Here is a 16874-nt window from a genome sequence, read left to right on the forward strand (position 1 = left end):
GGCAGTCGCGTTCTACGGCTAAATGGTTGTAGCTTCACTCCTTTAATAACTCGAAATCTAATCGTAGCGTCTGGCACAGTGCAGTTGGGTTAATTATTGGAAAGTAAATTTCTTTTCAATGCTTTAAAAACCTTTTATCCTTTGCAGCTTTAGCTTTTCACCGTTCAAGACCGTCAAAATATGGTTTCGTTGAAGCTTTTTCTTACGCATTCGCAACCGGCAGGTGGCTTTTCCGCGTAGCCTTTAAACTGTTGCTAGCAGGCAATAAAACCCAAAAAGAGAGTTTTCTGTGCACGAAAATAAAGACATTGCACCAAATTCTATTGCACCTAACCCGCTAGGTTTAACGCCTATTTTGCTTTTTGTGATCCTTGTTGTGGTAACCGGCATTACTACAAACGACATCACTGCGATGCCTATTTTGGTTGCGTTTTTTATCAGCGCTGGCTATGGGCTATGTTTAAACCCGAAAGGGAAAAAGGTCAGCTTCTCTGAAAAAGTACAAACCTTTTGCAAAGGCGGTGGCGATAAAAACATTATTCTTTTGGTGCTTATTTTCCTGTTAGCCGGTGCGTTTTATGCGGTGACTATAGATATTGGCGCTCGGGATGCCACGGTGAATATGGCACTTCAATTTGTGCCTTCTGCACTTATATTGCCAGGCCTGTTTTTGATTTGCTGTTTCATATCATTTTCAATGGGCACGTCCATGGGCACCATTACCGCGCTCTCGCCCATAGGTGCAGGTCTTGCCACAAGTTTAGGGCTGCCGGTAGAAATGGCGCTGGGTATTGTGGTGGGGGGCGCAATGTTCGGTGATAACCTCTCGTTTGTTTCAGACACCACCATTGCCGCAACTCGTACCCAAGGCGTTCAGCTAAAAGACAAGTTCAAGGCAAACTTAATGGTTGCTGTGCCGGCGTGCATTGTCACCATGGCGTTGCTGCTTATGGTGGATGTTGACACTTCTGGTATTGTTGAAGGTGGCAGCTACGATTTTTGGCGCATAGTACCGTACTTGTGCATTATCGCTTTTGCGCTAACAGGGTTTAACGTCATTAGCGTACTTGCAGTGGGTATTGCCAGTGCCTGCGTAGTAGGCTTGCTACAAGGAAGCTTTACGCCACTTTCAATGATGCAGAGCATCCAAAAAGGGATGGGCTGGATGCAAGACTTAGCGATGATCGCCATAACCATAGGCGGCATTGTGGCACTTATGCACGCTAACGGCGGTATAACCTGGTTAATCGAGCGCTTAACTCGTAAGGTCACGTCAAAGAAAGGCGCAGAGTTCAGTATTGCTGGTTTGGTTAGCTTTTTGGACATTACAACGGCGAACAACACTATTGCGATTGTTACCGCAGGTCCAATTGCTAAAGACTTAAATGAAAAATACGGTGTTGACCCTCGTCGTACCGCATCACTTTTGGATATCTTTTCGTGCAGTTTCCAAGGTTTAGTCCCTTACGGTGCGCAGCTTTTAAGTGCCGCGGCCGTAGTAGGTATTTCACCGTTAGCTATTACACCGTACTGCTGGTATCCCATGCTGATTTTCGTGTTTGGTGTGGCGGCCATTTGGTTCGGTTTTCCCCGTTTTAAAACGCCCCAAGACGATGAATTAACCCAAAGCGTTTAAATTCTCGTAACGCTTAACACGCTGGCTTTTTAGGGCGGTATCTTCTAGGATCACCGCCCGAATTTTATTGATGATTAGAAACACGCTTTAGGATGTCACTTTGTCTTCAACACTTGCAATAAAACCTCTTTACAACAAACTAGATGATTGTTTGAGCGCAGATAAATTTCGCTTGAAGCGCCGCATTACACAGCTTGCACAAAAAGTGAATGATACATCTGGTGTTGAAGGAAAAGGCGCGGAGAAAAATGCTGCTAATTCAAAAGGTTCAAAACGTGACAGCGTGGTTAGCGAAGAAAGCTTAAAAGCGCAGTTTGAAAAGCTCGAAGGCGACATCAATGCATCGATAGAAAAGCGTAACTGGCGTAAAGACAACCTACCTAAAGTTGAATACCCACCGCTGCCAGTTAGCGATAAAAAAGAAGATATCAAAGAAGCGATTGCGAATAACCAAGTGGTGATTGTTGCGGGTGAGACTGGGTCGGGTAAAACTACGCAGTTACCTAAGATATGCTTAGAGTTAGGTCGCGGTGTAAACGGCATGATAGCCCACACCCAGCCAAGACGATTAGCGGCGCGAAGTGTAGCCACTCGTATAGCCGAAGAGCTAAACACGCCGCTTGGCGAAAAGGTGGGTTTTAAAATTCGCTTTAGCGACCAGGTAAGCGAGCGAAGCTACGTTAAGCTTATGACCGACGGTATGCTGCTAGCTGAAATGCAGCAAGACCGCTTTTTAAATCAATACGATACTATCATCATCGATGAAGCTCACGAACGCAGCCTTAATATCGACTTCTTGTTGGGCTATCTGCGTCAGCTGTTAGACAAGCGCCCTGATTTAAAACTCATTATCACCTCTGCCACCATCGACCCAGAGCGATTCTCTAAGCATTTTAATAATGCGCCTATTATCGAAGTGAGTGGACGTACCTATCCGGTAGAAATTCGCTACCACGCGCCAGAAGATAATGATGACGATATTGATCAAAGCGATGCCATCGTAAACGCAGTCGACGAGCTAATGCGTGAAGCACCGGGCGATATCTTAGTGTTCTTAAGCGGAGAACGCGAGATACGCGACACCCAAGATGCCTTGAGCAAACAGCATTATCGCAACACTGAAATTGTTCCGCTGTATGCGAGGTTGTCGGCGGCAGAGCAAAACCGCATATTTCAGTCGCACAGCGGCAGACGCATTGTACTTGCCACCAACGTGGCAGAGACCTCGCTTACGGTGCCTGGCATTAAATACGTAATTGACCCGGGTTTTGCCCGTATTTCACGCTACAGCGCCAGAAGTAAAGTGCAGCGTTTACCTATTGAGCCAATATCTCAGGCGTCAGCGAATCAGCGGGCAGGGCGATGCGGCCGTGTGTCTGACGGTATTTGTATTCGTCTTTATAGTGAAGAAGACTATTTAGGCCGCCCAGAATTTACTGACCCAGAGATCCTGCGAACCAACTTAGCGTCGGTTATTTTGCAAATGCTTGCTTTAGGGTTAGGCGATATCGCTGCGTTTCCATTTGTTCAGCCGCCTGATAACCGCAATATCAACGACGGTTTCCGTTTACTTGAAGAAATTCAAGCTATCGCGAAAGGCAAAGATAACCGAAAAACCAAGCAAAGCGGCAAGATGCAGCTTACTCCGCTAGGTCGTCAAGTAGCACGTTTGCCTATCGACCCTCGCTATGCACGTATGGTGATTGAAGCCGAGCGCACGAACGCGCTCAGCGAAGTCATGGTGATTGCAGCGGGCCTCTCAATTCAAGATCCGCGAGAGCGCCCACAGGAAAAACGCCAGCAAGCAGACGAGAAGCACAGCGAATACCACGATAAAGATTCTGACTTTATCAGTCTTTACAACTTGTGGGTGGCGTTTAGAGAGCAGCAAAACGCACTGAGTCAAAACCAATTGCGCAAATGGTGTAAGCAAAATTTCATCAACTATTTACGTATGCGTGAGTGGCAGGACATTGTTAGCCAACTTAAAAAGTCTATCGCTGAGCTGGGCTTTGGCATTTCAAAGCAAGAAGCCGACTATCAGGCTATTCACCAAGCCATCGCCAGCGGCTTGCTGTCTCACATGGGCTTTAAAGATAAAGAGCGCGAGTATATGGGCTCGCGTAATTCGCGCTTTCTTATTTTCCCTGGTTCAGGGCTATCAAAGTCTCAGCCCAAATGGGTAATGGCAGCTGAGCTTGTAGAAACCTCTAAGCTATTTGCTCGTATGGTGGCAAAAATTGACCCAGCATGGGTAGAGCCTTTGGCCGAGCATGTTGTGCAAAGAAGCTATTCAGAGCCACACTGGTCTAAAAAGCGCGGTGCGGTGATTGCCTTTGAAAAAGTAACCTTGTTCGGGCTACCCATCGTAATGAAGCGTGCGAAGGTTTATAGCCTCATCGACCCGCCAATTTGCCACGAGCTATTTATCCGCGAAGCGTTAGTCGAGGGCAATACTAAGCTCAATTACAGTTTCTTACAGGAAAATCAGGCGCTGCTTGAGCAGGCTGACGAGTTTGAACAAAAGACCCGTCGTCGCGATTTGATAGTCGATGATGAAGAACTGGTAAGCTTTTACGCCAAGCGCATTCCGGTTGAAGCCAATAATGATGCGGCGTTTAAGAAATGGTTTAAGCAACACGGAAGCAACGACAGTTTAACGTTTAAAGAAGAAGACGTATATCGTCAGCAGCCTGGGCAATCGGTAGCAAACGCATTTCCTGATGTATGGCGCCAAGGCAATATTACGCTGCCGCTTCGCTATAACTTCGAACCTAACGCTGAAGACGATGGCGTAACTGTTGTCATCCCGCTGCCTGTGCTTAATCAAGTTGATAACGTAGGTTTTGATTGGCTGGTGCCGGGACTAAGGCACGACCTTATTGTGGGGTTAATTAAAACCTTGCCAAAACGCTTGCGTCGTAACTTTGTGCCTGCGCCAAACTTTGCTGAAGCATGCCTTGCTGATATCTGTGAAACAGATAAGAACAACCGTCCGGTGCCTCTGCTTGAAGCTGTAACCGATAAGTTACGCAAAATGACAGGCGTTATTATTGAAAGCGAAGAGTGGAGTTTAGAACAGCTTGATAAGCATTTAAAAATGCACTTCGCGGTAGTTAACGACAACGGTGATGATATTGCCAAAGGTGACGACCTGCACGCGCTTAAACAGCAGTGTGCAGGGCAGGTGAAGCAAACCTTTGAGAAAGCCGCAACTCCGGAGTTAGAGCGAAATAACATCGAACAATGGGATTTCGAAAGCTTGCCAGAAACCTTTGTGCAGAAAGTTGGCGGGTTTGAAGTTCAGGCGTTCCCGGCTCTGGTACAAAAGGGCGATAAGGTAGATATTGCGCTAATTGAAGAAGCGGATAAAGCCCAAGTGCTGCATAAGCAAGGCGTGAATGTCTTGATTAAAAACGCGATGCCGTCGCCCCTTAATTATTTGCAAAGCAAATTACCTAATAAAGCCAAGCTGGGTTTGTATTTCAATCCATTTGGACAAGTGAAAGCGCTAATTGATGATTGTATTTTTGCGGGTATCGACGCCATTGTCAGTGATTACTGCAAAACCAATAACACCGACATTCGCAGCAAAGCCGATTTTGAGGCCTGTTTAGAGATTGCTCGTGCAAACATTAATGACAGGGTGTTAGAGATTGCCACGCAAGTGGAGCAGGGGCTTACCCTTGCGCACCAGTGCCAAAAGCAAATGAAAGGTAATGTACCGCTGACGATGATAAACGCCCTAGGTGACTGTAAAGCCCACTTGGCATCGTTAGTTTTTCCTGGTTTTGTTTCTGAAATTAGCGAGAGCAGATTAGATGATTGGAATCGTTACATTAAAGGTTTAGCTCGTCGGCTAGAGAAGCTCCCCATTGATCCCAACAAAGACAGAATGCATCAGGTCACGGTAGAAAAGTCGATTAAAGAATGGGAAAAGGCGTGCAGCAAATACCCCAAAGGTAAAGTACCTCAAGCTCTTAATGATGTGCGCTGGATGATAGAAGAATTACGGGTTTCGTTGTTTGCGCAGCAGCTTGGGACGGCTTACCCGATTTCGGCTAAGCGTATCACTTTGCACCTCGCTGACTTTTAAAAAAGGGCGTTAGGTGTAAGGTAGCATCAATGAGCTAGGCTAGGGCATGAGGGCACATATTTGTTATCGCAAACAAAACAGCGGGCAGAAACGGCTGAGTCGTTGATTTAAGTGGGAAGGTAGTCGAAATTAGACCAAAGTACACTTTTAATAATTGTTGAATAAATATTATACAGTTCGATTGACAAGTTACCGGCATCGCCCTATAACATCAGATGTAGTCGTCAGCGTAACGCTAAAAATCAGGAGAAGTAGACATGTTGGGATACGACGATAAGCGAAATTTTTTCAGGATGATGGTAAATTCGCCTTGTCAGTTGCAAATTACTGATGATGAGTCGAGCCGCACCATGCAGGCAATGTGTAGAGATATCAGTGCTACAGGTATGTCTTTGGAAGTCGATGAACCCTCAATTGAGGTGGGTACACAAGTGAGTGTTGCAATAGAGTCATCTAGTTCGCAAATCCCATCTTTGGCAGCATTAGCGACTGTTGTGCGCTGTGAACCTGAATCCGAGTCAAGCTGCATTATAGGCGTCGAAATTTCTCAGATGAAATAGTCTAATCTAACGTTTTAGGGCGGGGTAAAAGCTTCGCCTTTTCGTGTCTAACTAAAAAACACAAAGCGTCAGGGTCTACAGCAATGACGTCCTCGCGGTGTTGCTTCTTTCTTTACGCTCCTATGTTGACCAGCCCGTTGTGGTTTGAAAACAGTCTTTCAGCTTTCATATACTAAACCGAATAGGCCGTTCAGTTTTTTCTATTTTAACTCTCAGTCTTAATTGCTAATAATTCTCATTAATGCGAAAGCAAACTGATTTAATACTTTGAGAGAGCGATGACTATGAAAAAGACGATGACCTTTGCAGTGATGCACTTTTCAGTGGCCTTTACGGTTGCCTACTTACTGACAGGAAGTGTGGTAGTAGGCGGTGCCGTAGCGTTGGTTGAGCCAGCCATTAATACCGTGGCGTTTTATTTTCACGAGATGGTGTGGAAGAAAGTTGAAGAAAAAGAGGGTGTTGTTAAGGAACAATCAGATGACAGTTCACAACAGTTATCAAGTCGCTTTTCTAACAATGAGATAACCTTTGCATCTTAGGGGAATGGATTTACCTTCGTAAGCTTTTCGCACAACGTAATGTTAGCTCAATTGATTTCGTTAAGCGCCCTATACATCAACAAGGGCGCTTTTTTAATAGCTAGTCGTCGGTGACTTCACACACTAGACCTTTCAAGTAATAGCCTTCTGGATAGCTGCCAATGATAGGATGATCTGAGGCTTGATTAAGCCTTGCGATAATTTTGATAGTACGACCTGCATCAAGTGCAGCGTCTGCCACAACTTTCTGGAATAAATCTGCCGGCATAAGGCCAGAGCAGCTAAATGTAAGCAGCAGCCCACCAGATTTAACAGCATGTATGCTGTACATATTAATGTCTTTATAGCCGCGGGCAGCACGGTTTAATGTTGCCTTGCTGTCGACAAACTTTGGCGGGTCGAGTATCACCATATCAAACTGTTTGCCCTGCTCGTGATACTCCCTGAGTGCCTTAAACACGTCTTGGTTTACGTAATTGGCTTTGTTTTCGTCTAAACCATTGATGGCTACATGGTGCTTAGCCAAATCAAGAGCAGGCTGAGATACATCAACGTTTGTAACTGACTTAGCACCGCCAGCAAGTGCGTAGCAAGAAAACGTACCTGTGTAGCTAAAACAGTTGAGTACGTCGGCATCTTTCGCGTAGTGCGCAGCCGCCGCGCGACTGTCTCGCTGATCAAGGTAAAAACCGGTTTTATGGCCGTTCTCGATATCAACCACTATGTTGATGCCGTTTTCTTTTACTGTAACTTGCATAGGTGGTTCACCATGCAGTACACCAGTTACAGGCTCTAAACCTTCTTTCTTGCGCACGTCCACGTCGCTTCGCTCGTATATGTGTACATTAGGCATTAGCTTAGTAATTGCCCACACTATCTTATCTCTGTGTTTTTCGCCGCCCGCGCTCAAAAGCTGAAGTACTGCAACATTGTCGTATAGGTCTATAGTGATCCCTGGAAGGCCATCACTTTCAGACGCTATCCAGCGAAACGCGTTGGTTTTGTTTGGGTCAAACAAGCGTTTGCGAAGGGCTAGTGCAGTTTCTAAACGGCGTAGGAAAAATCCGTTATCAATGCTTTCGTCTTTCTTGAATGTCCACATACGAACGCGAATTTTTGAATTTGGAGAGTAAGCGCCTCGCCCTAACCAGTCGCCTTCAGAGTCAAATACGTCTACCGTATCGCCAACTCGCGCGCGGCCCTTTAGTTCAGCCACAGCGCTTTCGAATACCCAAGGGTGTTTGCGGCGAAGTGATTTGTCTCTGGATGGCTGTAATATGACCTGTGCTGACATGAAGGCTCTCGTACTAATTTAATAAATGTGAAACAGAGTTAAGCGATTTTACTCGCTTATGAGAATGGTCGCGATTATACGCAATTTCATAAGTTCTGTGTTAATAATACCAATCTGCATAGATAATTACCCACTCAGCGAGAGTTAAAATGCTCTATCCGGACTGGTATAAACACAAAACAAACCCAAACTGTTTGATATAAAAGTACGTAGCCAAATTACGATTAGAATTTAAGACTAGGATTGGATGTAAATTATGCGATATGTCGATTTTGAAAAAGGATGCGGCCCAAGCGAACTTGTTGTAAAGGAATGTGAAGGGCTGTCGCTAGCACCAGGGAAAGTAAAAGTTGACGTAAAAGCGTTTGGGGTGAATCGTGCGGATACCTTGCAACGCCAGGGGAATTACCCACCTCCACCAGGCGAGAGCGATATTCTTGGATTAGAGGTAGCCGGTGTGGTGTCAGAGGTTGCCAGTGACGTTACTGCATTTAAAGAAGGTGACGAAGTATTTGGTTTGGTTGCAGGTGGCGGCTATGCCACTGAAGTGATGGTTAATCCAGCCCATTTAATGCCCATCCCCAAAGGCATGCCGTTTTTTGAAGCCGCGGGTTTGGCCGAAGTGTTTCTTACGGCATTTCAGTGTTTGCGCACAATCGCGCATGTAAAGCCGGCTGAACGGGCGTTAATTCATGGCGGTGCAAGCGGTGTAGGGCTGGCTGCCACGCAACTTTGTCGATATTGGGGCGTACACAGTGCGGTAACGGCCTCAAGCCAAGATAAGCTTTCATTGTGTGAAAGCAATGGCGCAGAGCACCTTATCAATTATAAGCAGCAACAGTTTGATGATGTGCTTAAAAAAGTCTGGCCTGAAGGGGTTGATATGGTGCTTGATATGGTAGGTGGCGACTACCTCAACCGTAACCTTAAAATACTGAAGCAAGATGGAAAAGTGGTTTACTTAGCGATGCTGGCAGGGAGATATGCTGATAACCTCGATATGGCTATGCTGTTAGGTAAAAGGGCGTCCATTATTGGCACGACACTTAGAAATCGAAGCGACGATTATAAAGCTGATCTAATTCGTGACTTTACTACCGTATGCTTGCCCGCTTTTGAGAATAAAGAGCTTAGGGTAAATATCGATACTCACTATTGCATTGAAGATATCAGCGAACCCCACGTGCGTTTGGAAAACAACGATACGCAGGGCAAGTTGGTTCTTTCTTGGTAAATGAGCTTTGCAGTAAGCTTATCTAATTGCCAACGAAGCCTTCGTCGGGTTTCGTTGGATTGGCTTCTGCCGCATTGCGGGCCAGGTCGTCACAGCGCTCATTTTCAGGGTGCCCCGAATGGCCTTTTACCCAATGCCAGTTTACCTGATGCTTTTTTACCGCTTCATCTAGTCGCTTCCACAAATCTGCGTTCTTGACGGGTTTTTTATCTGCCGTGCGCCAACCGTTCTTGCGCCAGTTATGGATCCACTGATTAATACCATTTTTTACGTACTGGCTGTCGGTAGTTAATTCAACGCTGCACAGTTCGTTTAAACTATTAAGCGCTTCGATAGGGGCTAATAGTTCCATACGGTTATTAGTTGTGTGGGCAAAGCCGTCGCTCAACTCTTTTCTATGCTGCTTGTAAATCAGTACAGCTCCGTACCCGCCCGGTCCAGGGTTGCCTAAGCACGAGCCGTCGGTGTATATATGAATGGTCTTTTGAGCCACAGCGTTTCCTTTGATTTAACTGGCTTAATTTATATTGTCTTTTCCCTTAGCGGATTGCGAAGGGGTTGATATACTATCAAAAAATGAAAGTGTAATTATAGTAGAGGTTCCATGCGCCAAATTGTTCTCGATACTGAAACCACAGGTATTGACCCCAAAGAAGGCCACCGCATTATCGAAATAGGGTGTGTTGAAGTTGTTAACCGCCGATTGACGGGGAATCACTTTCACGTTTACATCAATCCGGGCCGTCACATTGAACAAGAGGCAATTGAAGTCCACGGTATAACCAATGAATTTCTTGCCGACAAGCCTACATTTTCTCAAGTGGCTCAGGAGTTTGTGAGCTTTATCAAAGGGGCACAGTTAGTCATTCACAACGCGCCCTTCGACGTTGGGTTTATGGATCACGAGTTTGGCATGGAAGCGTCTACCAAAGGCGTTATTACTAACCAGATTTGCGATGTTCTAGATACACTTACTCTTGCTCGCCAAATGCATCCAGGCCAAAAGAACAACCTCGATGCATTGTGTAAGCGTTATGGTATAGACAATAGTCATCGTACCCTTCACGGCGCTTTGCTGGATGCGGAAATCCTGGCAGATGTTTACCTGTTGATGACCGGTGGGCAAACCAAGCTTAAACTGGCGTCTAGCTCTGGCAGCGACGCTGACTCAACTGCCATTCGAAGAATTAACCGAAGCGCAAATAAATTAAAGGTTATTAAAGCCTCCGCCGATGAAATAACACAGCATGAGGCTCGCTTGGATATTGTCGAAAAAGCGGGTGGCAAATGTTTATGGCGTCCTCAGCCTGAAGAGGTGTCTTAGCAGAACATAATCAAACAGAACTAAAATAGCCAAACAATGCAGGAGCAGCGTAGCGTGAGAGTGTGGTTTTATTGGGTAATTTTTTTATCATTGTTTATACACTTAAGCGCTGGCGCTCAGTCGCAAGAAGACGAACGCGACGCTGCAAGGCAGCTTGCTGATAGCGCTGTACAAAATGCTCAATCAAGCAACACAACAATAGATACATCTCCTCTTACAGAGCTTGGTGATGAATACACCAACTCCATTCAACTGTTACAAAACCGCTTTCGCGTTGACTATAACGTTAAAGAAATCACCATGGTTTTCTTTAGGGAGTACGGTTCTGCCCCTGTGGTGCTGGTTAGACCCGATGGTTCAAAGCTATTTCAAGGGCGCGTCGACGAAGAAAAGGTGCAGTGGTACGACGCTGATACCTTTGACATGATCACCATCAAAGATCCTGTGCCAGGGCCTTGGCAAGCTGTAGGTCAAGTATTACCGCAAAGCCGTGTAATGGTTTTGTCTAATGTTGAACTTCATGCTGAGCCGTTACCGAATGTGCTGTTTGCCGGCGAAATACTTAAATCCACAGCCTATTTAACCAACAACGGCAAGCCTATAGAAAACAAACAGTTCAGAGATGTCGTCGACTTAGAGATTGAGTTTAAGAGTACCAATAACCCTAACTACGGCAACTTTGGTACAAATGACCAGCGCATAGCGACATTTAAAGACGATGGGCGAGGGATGGATGAGCGACCAGGAGATGGCGTTTTTACTGGCCAGTTCAACTTGAAAATACCGGCTGGTGAATGGAAGCCTATTTTTCGCGTAAGCACACCAATGTACACCCGCGAGCAAATAGGCGAACTTATCGTCTTACATGAAAATCCCGTGTCTATTGATGTTGAAATGGATGGAGGCGGAGAGGGCTATCATAAAATTATTATTGATGTAGACCGTGAATTAGTCGACATCGAGTCACTGCTAGTCGATGGCAAAGTGAAGTTTCCTAATTCCGATATGCAGAATTTTTCGCTAACAGAAGGCGGTGTGGATCCTCGAGAGCACTTGATTGTCGCCTACGAAGAAGGAATTTTTAGGGTAAAGCTCACTGCTTACGGCACGACAATGGATGGGCGCGATTTTATATTAGATGTCCCTGAATATAGTTTTGTGGCAGAGGGACCAGCCGAGCCTGAGGTTGAAGACCCTTTAATCAATGGAAAAGATCCTATCGTTGATGGCAGTGCACCCTTAATAACGCAACCTGAAGTGCCACAAGACGATATGCAGCCAAATTCGGTAGAAGATGAAATGGATGATGGGACGCTAACCCTCATTCTGGTGGCCGTAAATGGGTCTATAGTGCTCATCGGAGTAATCGCTGCTGCTGTAATTATTATTATGCGAAAAAAGGCGTCTGCGCCTAAGCAAGCAAATAGTACTGCAAAGCCATCGGGAGAAACCACCGATGCTGACCTTACTATGGAATCTGAACCTAAGGGGTTTAAAAAACTGCTAGGGCTATTCAAAAAGCGTGAAAAAGCTGAAAAGGAATAGCAGGGAGACCAGCGCTTCAGTTTAAGGCGTCGCTAATTTGTTCAGTTTGAATTTTATTTCGACATAATGCCTATTTAACAGGCAAACAAACCGCAGATGACAATTTTATTAATAAAAAGCGTTGACTCCACATAGGGGAATACGTATTATCTGCGCCGCAGTCAGGGGACAGGGCAACAACAGCCAAGTCAACTCACTGATAACATTGAAGATGTGGAGCGGTAGTTCAGTTGGTTAGAATACCGGCCTGTCACGCCGGGGGTCGCGGGTTCGAGTCCCGTCCGCTCCGCCACTCTTTCAATGGTATAACTAAAAGGTCTTCGGAGCGGTAGTTCAGTTGGTTAGAATACCGGCCTGTCACGCCGGGGGTCGCGGGTTCGAGTCCCGTCCGCTCCGCCATTTAGTTATACAGCGCAATCTCGATTATGTGGAGCGGTAGTTCAGTTGGTTAGAATACCGGCCTGTCACGCCGGGGGTCGCGGGTTCGAGTCCCGTCCGCTCCGCCATTAATCGAATAAAGCGCGCTTCCCATTATGCGGAGCGGTAGTTCAGTTGGTTAGAATACCGGCCTGTCACGCCGGGGGTCGCGGGTTCGAGTCCCGTCCGCTCCGCCATTAATGATAAGCTTTTCCTTCTTAGATAATTCCCCCTTCTGGGTACATTCAAAAAGCTCTCTTTTTACTCTGTCGTTAAAATTGCTGTTCTCGCAATCGCACTTTATTTATTCTTACCCCCTTGTCATTTAGCCATTCAAGAAATTGCTCCATTTCCCAATTGCACAATGTGACACTAGAAACATTATTCCTCTTCGATTAATAGTCTTCTATAAAGTAAAAAAACATCCAACAAACAGTAACATGCCCTAAAGTCGTAGTGTCTTTTTTTTAATTTGTACTAAAGTTAGGTCGCTCACGCTAAAAAACACGGAAACCATGAATAAAAGCGACCAAAAACAGTACTTTCTTGCTGATAATGTAAAAGCAATTGGGGTGTCATTGCTAAGCGTAGTGGGTGTGACCCTATTACTCGCTATCGTTATGTTTGTGTTTATTCGAGAACAAGAGGAGAGTCGCGCTACAGAAATACTAGATAATGTGCGCGTAGTATTTAGAGATGCTGAGATCACGCTCGATTACCTAAATGCGCTGCCGTATCAAACCTGTGGAATGGATAACTTAGCGGAAATGCGAAAAACCTTGTTTCGCTCTCGATTTGTAAAAGAGATAGGTTTTTATCAAAATAACGAGCTATTGTGCAGTACTTATTTGGACATTCTAGAAGAGCCCATGAAAGAGGTTAAGCCTGATTTTTATACTCAGCTTGGCGACGCTTTTTGGATTAATACTCCTCTTCAGCTTTTCGATAAACAAGCTACTGGTACTATAGTACAGCGCGGACGTTACAACGCAGTATTGGATATGGATAGTGTCATTGGTTACAGCTACACGCAAGATTGGCAACTGTTCTACAATGGCGATCAGTTTTATCATATGGCAGGTAATCCTAGCCTTGTCGGTTCTACCCTCAGCGAAGATGACATGGACGCACACACTGGCTATTTTTCCTTACAATTTATCCAGTGTGATGAACGCTACAATCATACCTGCCTAAAAGTGAAATCTGATCACGGTCGCGTATTAGATTTGCACATGGGCAAGCTGGTGTTGTTCGTGTTTGCTATGATAATGACAGCAGCGTTGACGCATATGCTTACCTTTAACTATTTAAGACGACGACGTTCACTTGAGTCTCGCGTCAGTAAAGGGCTAAAAGAACATAAGTTCTATTGCTTGTACCAACCTTTTGTAAATTTGGAATCGGGAAAGGTCATTGGGTGCGAAGTATTGAGTCGATTTGAGGATGAATTTGGGCCGATTTACCCTGACAAATTTATTCCTCAGGTAAAAGAGCAGGATATGACCTGGGAATTTACGGTTGATATGATTACCACCGCCATGAGAGAACTCAACGAAAACCCAGAGACCCCCGAAGGCTTTAAGGTATCGTTTAATCTATTCCCCTTCGATTTTACCCGCGAAGGTTGTTTGGACCTAGACTTTGTACTAGATATGAACGTAAAGAACTTCAAGTTAGTTTTAGAGATCACTGAAGATGAGCAAATCGCCACTCATAGCGCGGTGAAGCATATTAAGTCGCTGAAGAGCAAAGGCTTCTTATTTGCAATTGACGACTTTGGAGTGGGTTATTCAAATTTAAGCCAGCTTAAAACGCTAAACTGTGATTACCTTAAAATTGACCGCAGCTTTGTTATGGATATGGAAGATAACAGCATTCGTTCATCGCTCATCCCTCACATTGTGAGCATTGCCGAAGGACTTAATATTGATTTAATTGCAGAAGGGGTCGAAAACATTGATCAATGCAATGAACTGAAAGGATTAACCATCGGCTTTGGTCAAGGGTGGTTATTTGGCAAGCCACAGTCGGTGGATGCGTTGGCCAAAAGCGTTCAAGGCATACAATAATACGGATTGATATTTACATTTTAGCGCTGTTATTTTTCAGTTGGTGTTGGTAGCGTTTAACGCTACCATTCACCGTCTGGAAATTAAAGAAGAATACTCGCATGCAGGACGTGCTAATTTGCCGCAATATTAATAAAACCTATCAAGATGGCAGTAATGCTACCCCCGTTTTACACGATGTCTCTCTTTCAATAAAAGCTGGCGAACATGTTGCTATTTTAGGTAGCTCCGGCTCAGGTAAAAGCACCCTTTTACATATTCTTGGAGGGTTGGATAAACCTTCTAGCGGCGAAGTCGAATTCAATGGAAAATCACTCGGTCAATTATCTGGAAATGCATTAGCAAAGCTTCGCAATGACGAAATGGGCTTTATCTATCAATTTCATCATTTGCTCGGTGAATTCACAGCGTTAGAAAATGTAGCAATGCCGCTAAGAATTAGAGGGCTCTCGACCAAATTGGCCCACGGCAAGGCTCGTGAAATGTTAGATGAAGTTGGGCTTTCTCACCGCGTCGACCATTTACCATCGACCATGTCAGGCGGTGAACGACAGCGTGTGGCAATAGCACGAGCTTTAGTTACCGAGCCATCAGTGGTGCTGGCCGACGAACCTACAGGAAATCTTGATGACTCGACGGGTGAGCAAATTTATAAACTGCTTACTAGCTTAAGTGATAAAAAAGGGACAGCGTTTGTCGTCGTTACCCACGATATTACCTTGGCTAGGAAAATGGACAGGGTGCTGAAGATAAAGGACGGCAGATTAGCGAGCGATACGTTGTTCAAGGAGAGCCAAGATGCTCGCCTTTGAATTGGCCCAACGCTTCAGAAAAACACGTTCAGAACAGCGTTTCATCTCTTTTATTTCGATGTCATCCACCATTGGGATTGCCCTTGGTTGCTTTGTACTAATTGTGTTGCTAAGCGTAATGAACGGATTTGAAAAAGAGCTTACAAGTCGTATTTTGAGTGTGGTTCCTCATGGTGAATTATATAGCAAAAGCGAAAGCGGAATAGAAAATTTAGACGCGCAGCTCTATCGTTTGTCTCAAGATAGCCGTATTGCGTCTGTCACTCCATACACAGGGATAACCGGAATGTTGCAGTCAAAGGGGGAATTGAAGGCAATTAGCGTTACTGGTATTCCGGTTAACAGTGTTAGCGACAAATATGCTGAAAGAGTCACAAGTGAGGATTGGCAACGTTTTTTGACGCAGAAAAATGGTCTCATTGTTGGAAAGGGCATTTTCGCTTCCATGGATTTTAATATTGGTGACATTGTTCAAATACTCATTCCCCAAACAACTCAGGATCTAACCTTCAAAGCCCCACGTTCAATTAGGCTTTCTATTTCTGGAGTGCTATCTGTTGGCGGTGAACTCGATAACCAGCTGGGTTTAATGCACTTGGAAACAGCGTCTGAAGCTATTGGTATTTCATCTAAGTCACAAGGAATTCAATTTACACTTAACGACCCATTTTCATCTTACGACACGATGCGAGATATAGGTTACAGCTATCCTCAGGCTGTTTACATGTCTGACTGGACACGTACCCAGGGCCATTTGTATAACGATATTCAGCTAGTTAGAGCTGTGGTGTATATCGCCTTGACGCTGGTCATTGCCGTTGCTTGTTTTAACATTGTGTCGTCACTGGTTATGGCGGTTAGAGACAAACAGGCTGCCATCGCAATATTAAAAACCATGGGAGCGACGGATCGTTTAATTCGCAATACCTTCGTGTTGCAGGGCGTTATCAATGGCGTTATAGGCATTACTATAGGTGTGGTTTTAGCGCTACTGGTAGCACCTAACCTCTCTGAGATTGTTCGCTTTATTGAGGTGGCGATAGGCATAGAAATTCTATCAGGCGATATATATTTCATCGATTTCCTACCATCTGATCTACATTGGCAAGACGTTGTAGTAACCGTGGTTGTTGCTATGTTCTTGAGTGTGGGCGCTACTATTTATCCAGCGCAAAAGGCAGCCAAAGTATCACCTTCATCAGCGCTTCACTAACTTTAAGCTCAATAGGGTAAGTAATACCAGTCAGCATAGATCATTACCCACTCAGCGAGAGTTAAAATGTTCGTAATCGCGGCGTGTTACCGCAGGTATAGTGGTTCTACATCAAGGTGACACAACAAAGAG

Annotated in this window: 12 protein-coding genes and 4 tRNA genes; 14 read left to right on the plus strand and 2 right to left on the minus strand. The window is 45.1% G+C overall.

Going from position 1 to position 16874, the window contains the following annotated elements:
* The first annotated feature begins 289 nt into the window (after positions 1 to 289).
* The 4 genes from MHM99_RS11330 to MHM99_RS11345 all read left to right on the plus strand — a co-directional run bounded on the left by MHM99_RS11330 (position 290) and on the right by MHM99_RS11345 (position 6834).
* Complete coding sequence (locus MHM99_RS11330; protein WP_239219374.1) at positions 290 to 1636, plus strand: Na+/H+ antiporter NhaC family protein; 1347 nt, start codon at positions 290 to 292, stop codon at positions 1634 to 1636.
* Between the two features lie 100 nt (positions 1637 to 1736).
* Complete coding sequence (gene hrpA / locus MHM99_RS11335; protein ID WP_239219375.1) at positions 1737 to 5732, plus strand: ATP-dependent RNA helicase HrpA; 3996 nt, start codon at positions 1737 to 1739, stop codon at positions 5730 to 5732.
* Positions 5733 to 5989: 257 nt separating this feature from the next.
* Positions 5990 to 6292: a PilZ domain-containing protein gene (locus MHM99_RS11340; protein WP_014949177.1), complete on the plus strand. Its 303-nt coding sequence runs from the start codon at positions 5990 to 5992 to the stop codon at positions 6290 to 6292.
* A gap of 284 nt (positions 6293 to 6576) precedes the next feature.
* The gene (locus MHM99_RS11345; protein WP_014976293.1) at positions 6577 to 6834 is read left to right on the plus strand and encodes a DUF2061 domain-containing protein; all 258 of its coding nucleotides are present in this window, start codon (positions 6577 to 6579) and stop codon (positions 6832 to 6834) included.
* 100 nt (positions 6835 to 6934) lie between these two features.
* Here the strand turns inward: MHM99_RS11345 and MHM99_RS11350 are convergent, their stop codons facing one another.
* Positions 6935 to 8128: a class I SAM-dependent methyltransferase gene (locus MHM99_RS11350; protein ID WP_239219376.1), complete on the minus strand. Its 1194-nt coding sequence runs from the start codon at positions 8126 to 8128 to the stop codon at positions 6935 to 6937.
* Between the two features lie 256 nt (positions 8129 to 8384).
* Here MHM99_RS11350 and MHM99_RS11355 point away from each other — a divergent pair, with 256 nt between their 5' ends.
* Positions 8385 to 9362 (plus strand): NAD(P)H-quinone oxidoreductase, encoded by a 978-nt coding sequence (locus tag MHM99_RS11355; protein WP_239219377.1) that lies wholly within the window; start codon positions 8385 to 8387, stop codon positions 9360 to 9362.
* A 22-nt stretch (positions 9363 to 9384) separates the two neighbouring features.
* Here the strand turns inward: MHM99_RS11355 and rnhA are convergent, their stop codons facing one another.
* A complete protein-coding gene (gene rnhA, locus MHM99_RS11360; protein ID WP_239219378.1) occupies positions 9385 to 9855 on the minus strand; it encodes a ribonuclease HI in 471 nt (156 codons plus the stop codon).
* 111 nt (positions 9856 to 9966) lie between these two features.
* On the opposite strand from rnhA, the gene dnaQ reads away from it, so the two are divergent.
* The 9 genes from dnaQ to MHM99_RS11405 all read left to right on the plus strand — a co-directional run bounded on the left by dnaQ (position 9967) and on the right by MHM99_RS11405 (position 16742).
* Positions 9967 to 10686: a DNA polymerase III subunit epsilon gene (dnaQ, locus tag MHM99_RS11365; protein WP_014976297.1), complete on the plus strand. Its 720-nt coding sequence runs from the start codon at positions 9967 to 9969 to the stop codon at positions 10684 to 10686.
* A gap of 54 nt (positions 10687 to 10740) precedes the next feature.
* Entirely contained in the window at positions 10741 to 12231 is a 1491-nt protein-coding gene (locus tag MHM99_RS11370; RefSeq protein ID WP_049586552.1) for a TIGR03503 family protein, read from the plus strand.
* A gap of 215 nt (positions 12232 to 12446) precedes the next feature.
* Positions 12447 to 12523 (plus strand) — tRNA-Asp (locus MHM99_RS11375).
* Between the two features lie 30 nt (positions 12524 to 12553).
* Positions 12554 to 12630, plus strand: a tRNA-Asp gene (locus MHM99_RS11380).
* A gap of 30 nt (positions 12631 to 12660) precedes the next feature.
* A tRNA-Asp gene (locus MHM99_RS11385) sits at positions 12661 to 12737 on the plus strand.
* A 31-nt stretch (positions 12738 to 12768) separates the two neighbouring features.
* A tRNA-Asp gene (locus MHM99_RS11390) sits at positions 12769 to 12845 on the plus strand.
* A 318-nt stretch (positions 12846 to 13163) separates the two neighbouring features.
* Positions 13164 to 14717, plus strand: coding sequence for an EAL domain-containing protein (locus MHM99_RS11395; protein ID WP_049589188.1), 1554 nt, complete (start codon positions 13164 to 13166; stop codon positions 14715 to 14717).
* A gap of 101 nt (positions 14718 to 14818) precedes the next feature.
* A complete protein-coding gene (gene lolD, locus MHM99_RS11400) occupies positions 14819 to 15529 on the plus strand; it encodes a lipoprotein-releasing ABC transporter ATP-binding protein LolD (RefSeq protein ID WP_061094835.1) in 711 nt (236 codons plus the stop codon).
* The gene (locus MHM99_RS11405) at positions 15516 to 16742 is read left to right on the plus strand and encodes a lipoprotein-releasing ABC transporter permease subunit (protein ID WP_239219379.1); all 1227 of its coding nucleotides are present in this window, start codon (positions 15516 to 15518) and stop codon (positions 16740 to 16742) included. Before lolD ends, MHM99_RS11405 begins: the two co-directional genes overlap by 14 nt.
* The last annotated feature ends 132 nt before the right edge of the window (positions 16743 to 16874 follow it).

The sequence above is a fragment of the Alteromonas sp. MmMcT2-2 genome (assembly GCF_022348305.1).
GTDB lineage: Bacteria > Pseudomonadota > Gammaproteobacteria > Enterobacterales > Alteromonadaceae > Alteromonas > Alteromonas macleodii.

Coding starts and splice junctions, on each gene's coding strand:
- MHM99_RS11340 (WP_014949177.1), top strand. CDS start 5,990: ATGTTGGGATACGACGATAAGCGAAATTTTTTCAGGATGATGGTAAAT.
- MHM99_RS11345 (WP_014976293.1), top strand. CDS start 6,577: ATGAAAAAGACGATGACCTTTGCAGTGATGCACTTTTCAGTGGCCTTT.
- MHM99_RS11350 (WP_239219376.1), bottom strand. CDS start 8,128: ATGTCAGCACAGGTCATATTACAGCCATCCAGAGACAAATCACTTCGC.
- MHM99_RS11355 (WP_239219377.1), top strand. CDS start 8,385: ATGCGATATGTCGATTTTGAAAAAGGATGCGGCCCAAGCGAACTTGTT.
- dnaQ (WP_014976297.1), top strand. CDS start 9,967: ATGCGCCAAATTGTTCTCGATACTGAAACCACAGGTATTGACCCCAAA.
- MHM99_RS11395 (WP_049589188.1), top strand. CDS start 13,164: ATGAATAAAAGCGACCAAAAACAGTACTTTCTTGCTGATAATGTAAAA.
- lolD (WP_061094835.1), top strand. CDS start 14,819: ATGCAGGACGTGCTAATTTGCCGCAATATTAATAAAACCTATCAAGAT.
- MHM99_RS11405 (WP_239219379.1), top strand. CDS start 15,516: ATGCTCGCCTTTGAATTGGCCCAACGCTTCAGAAAAACACGTTCAGAA.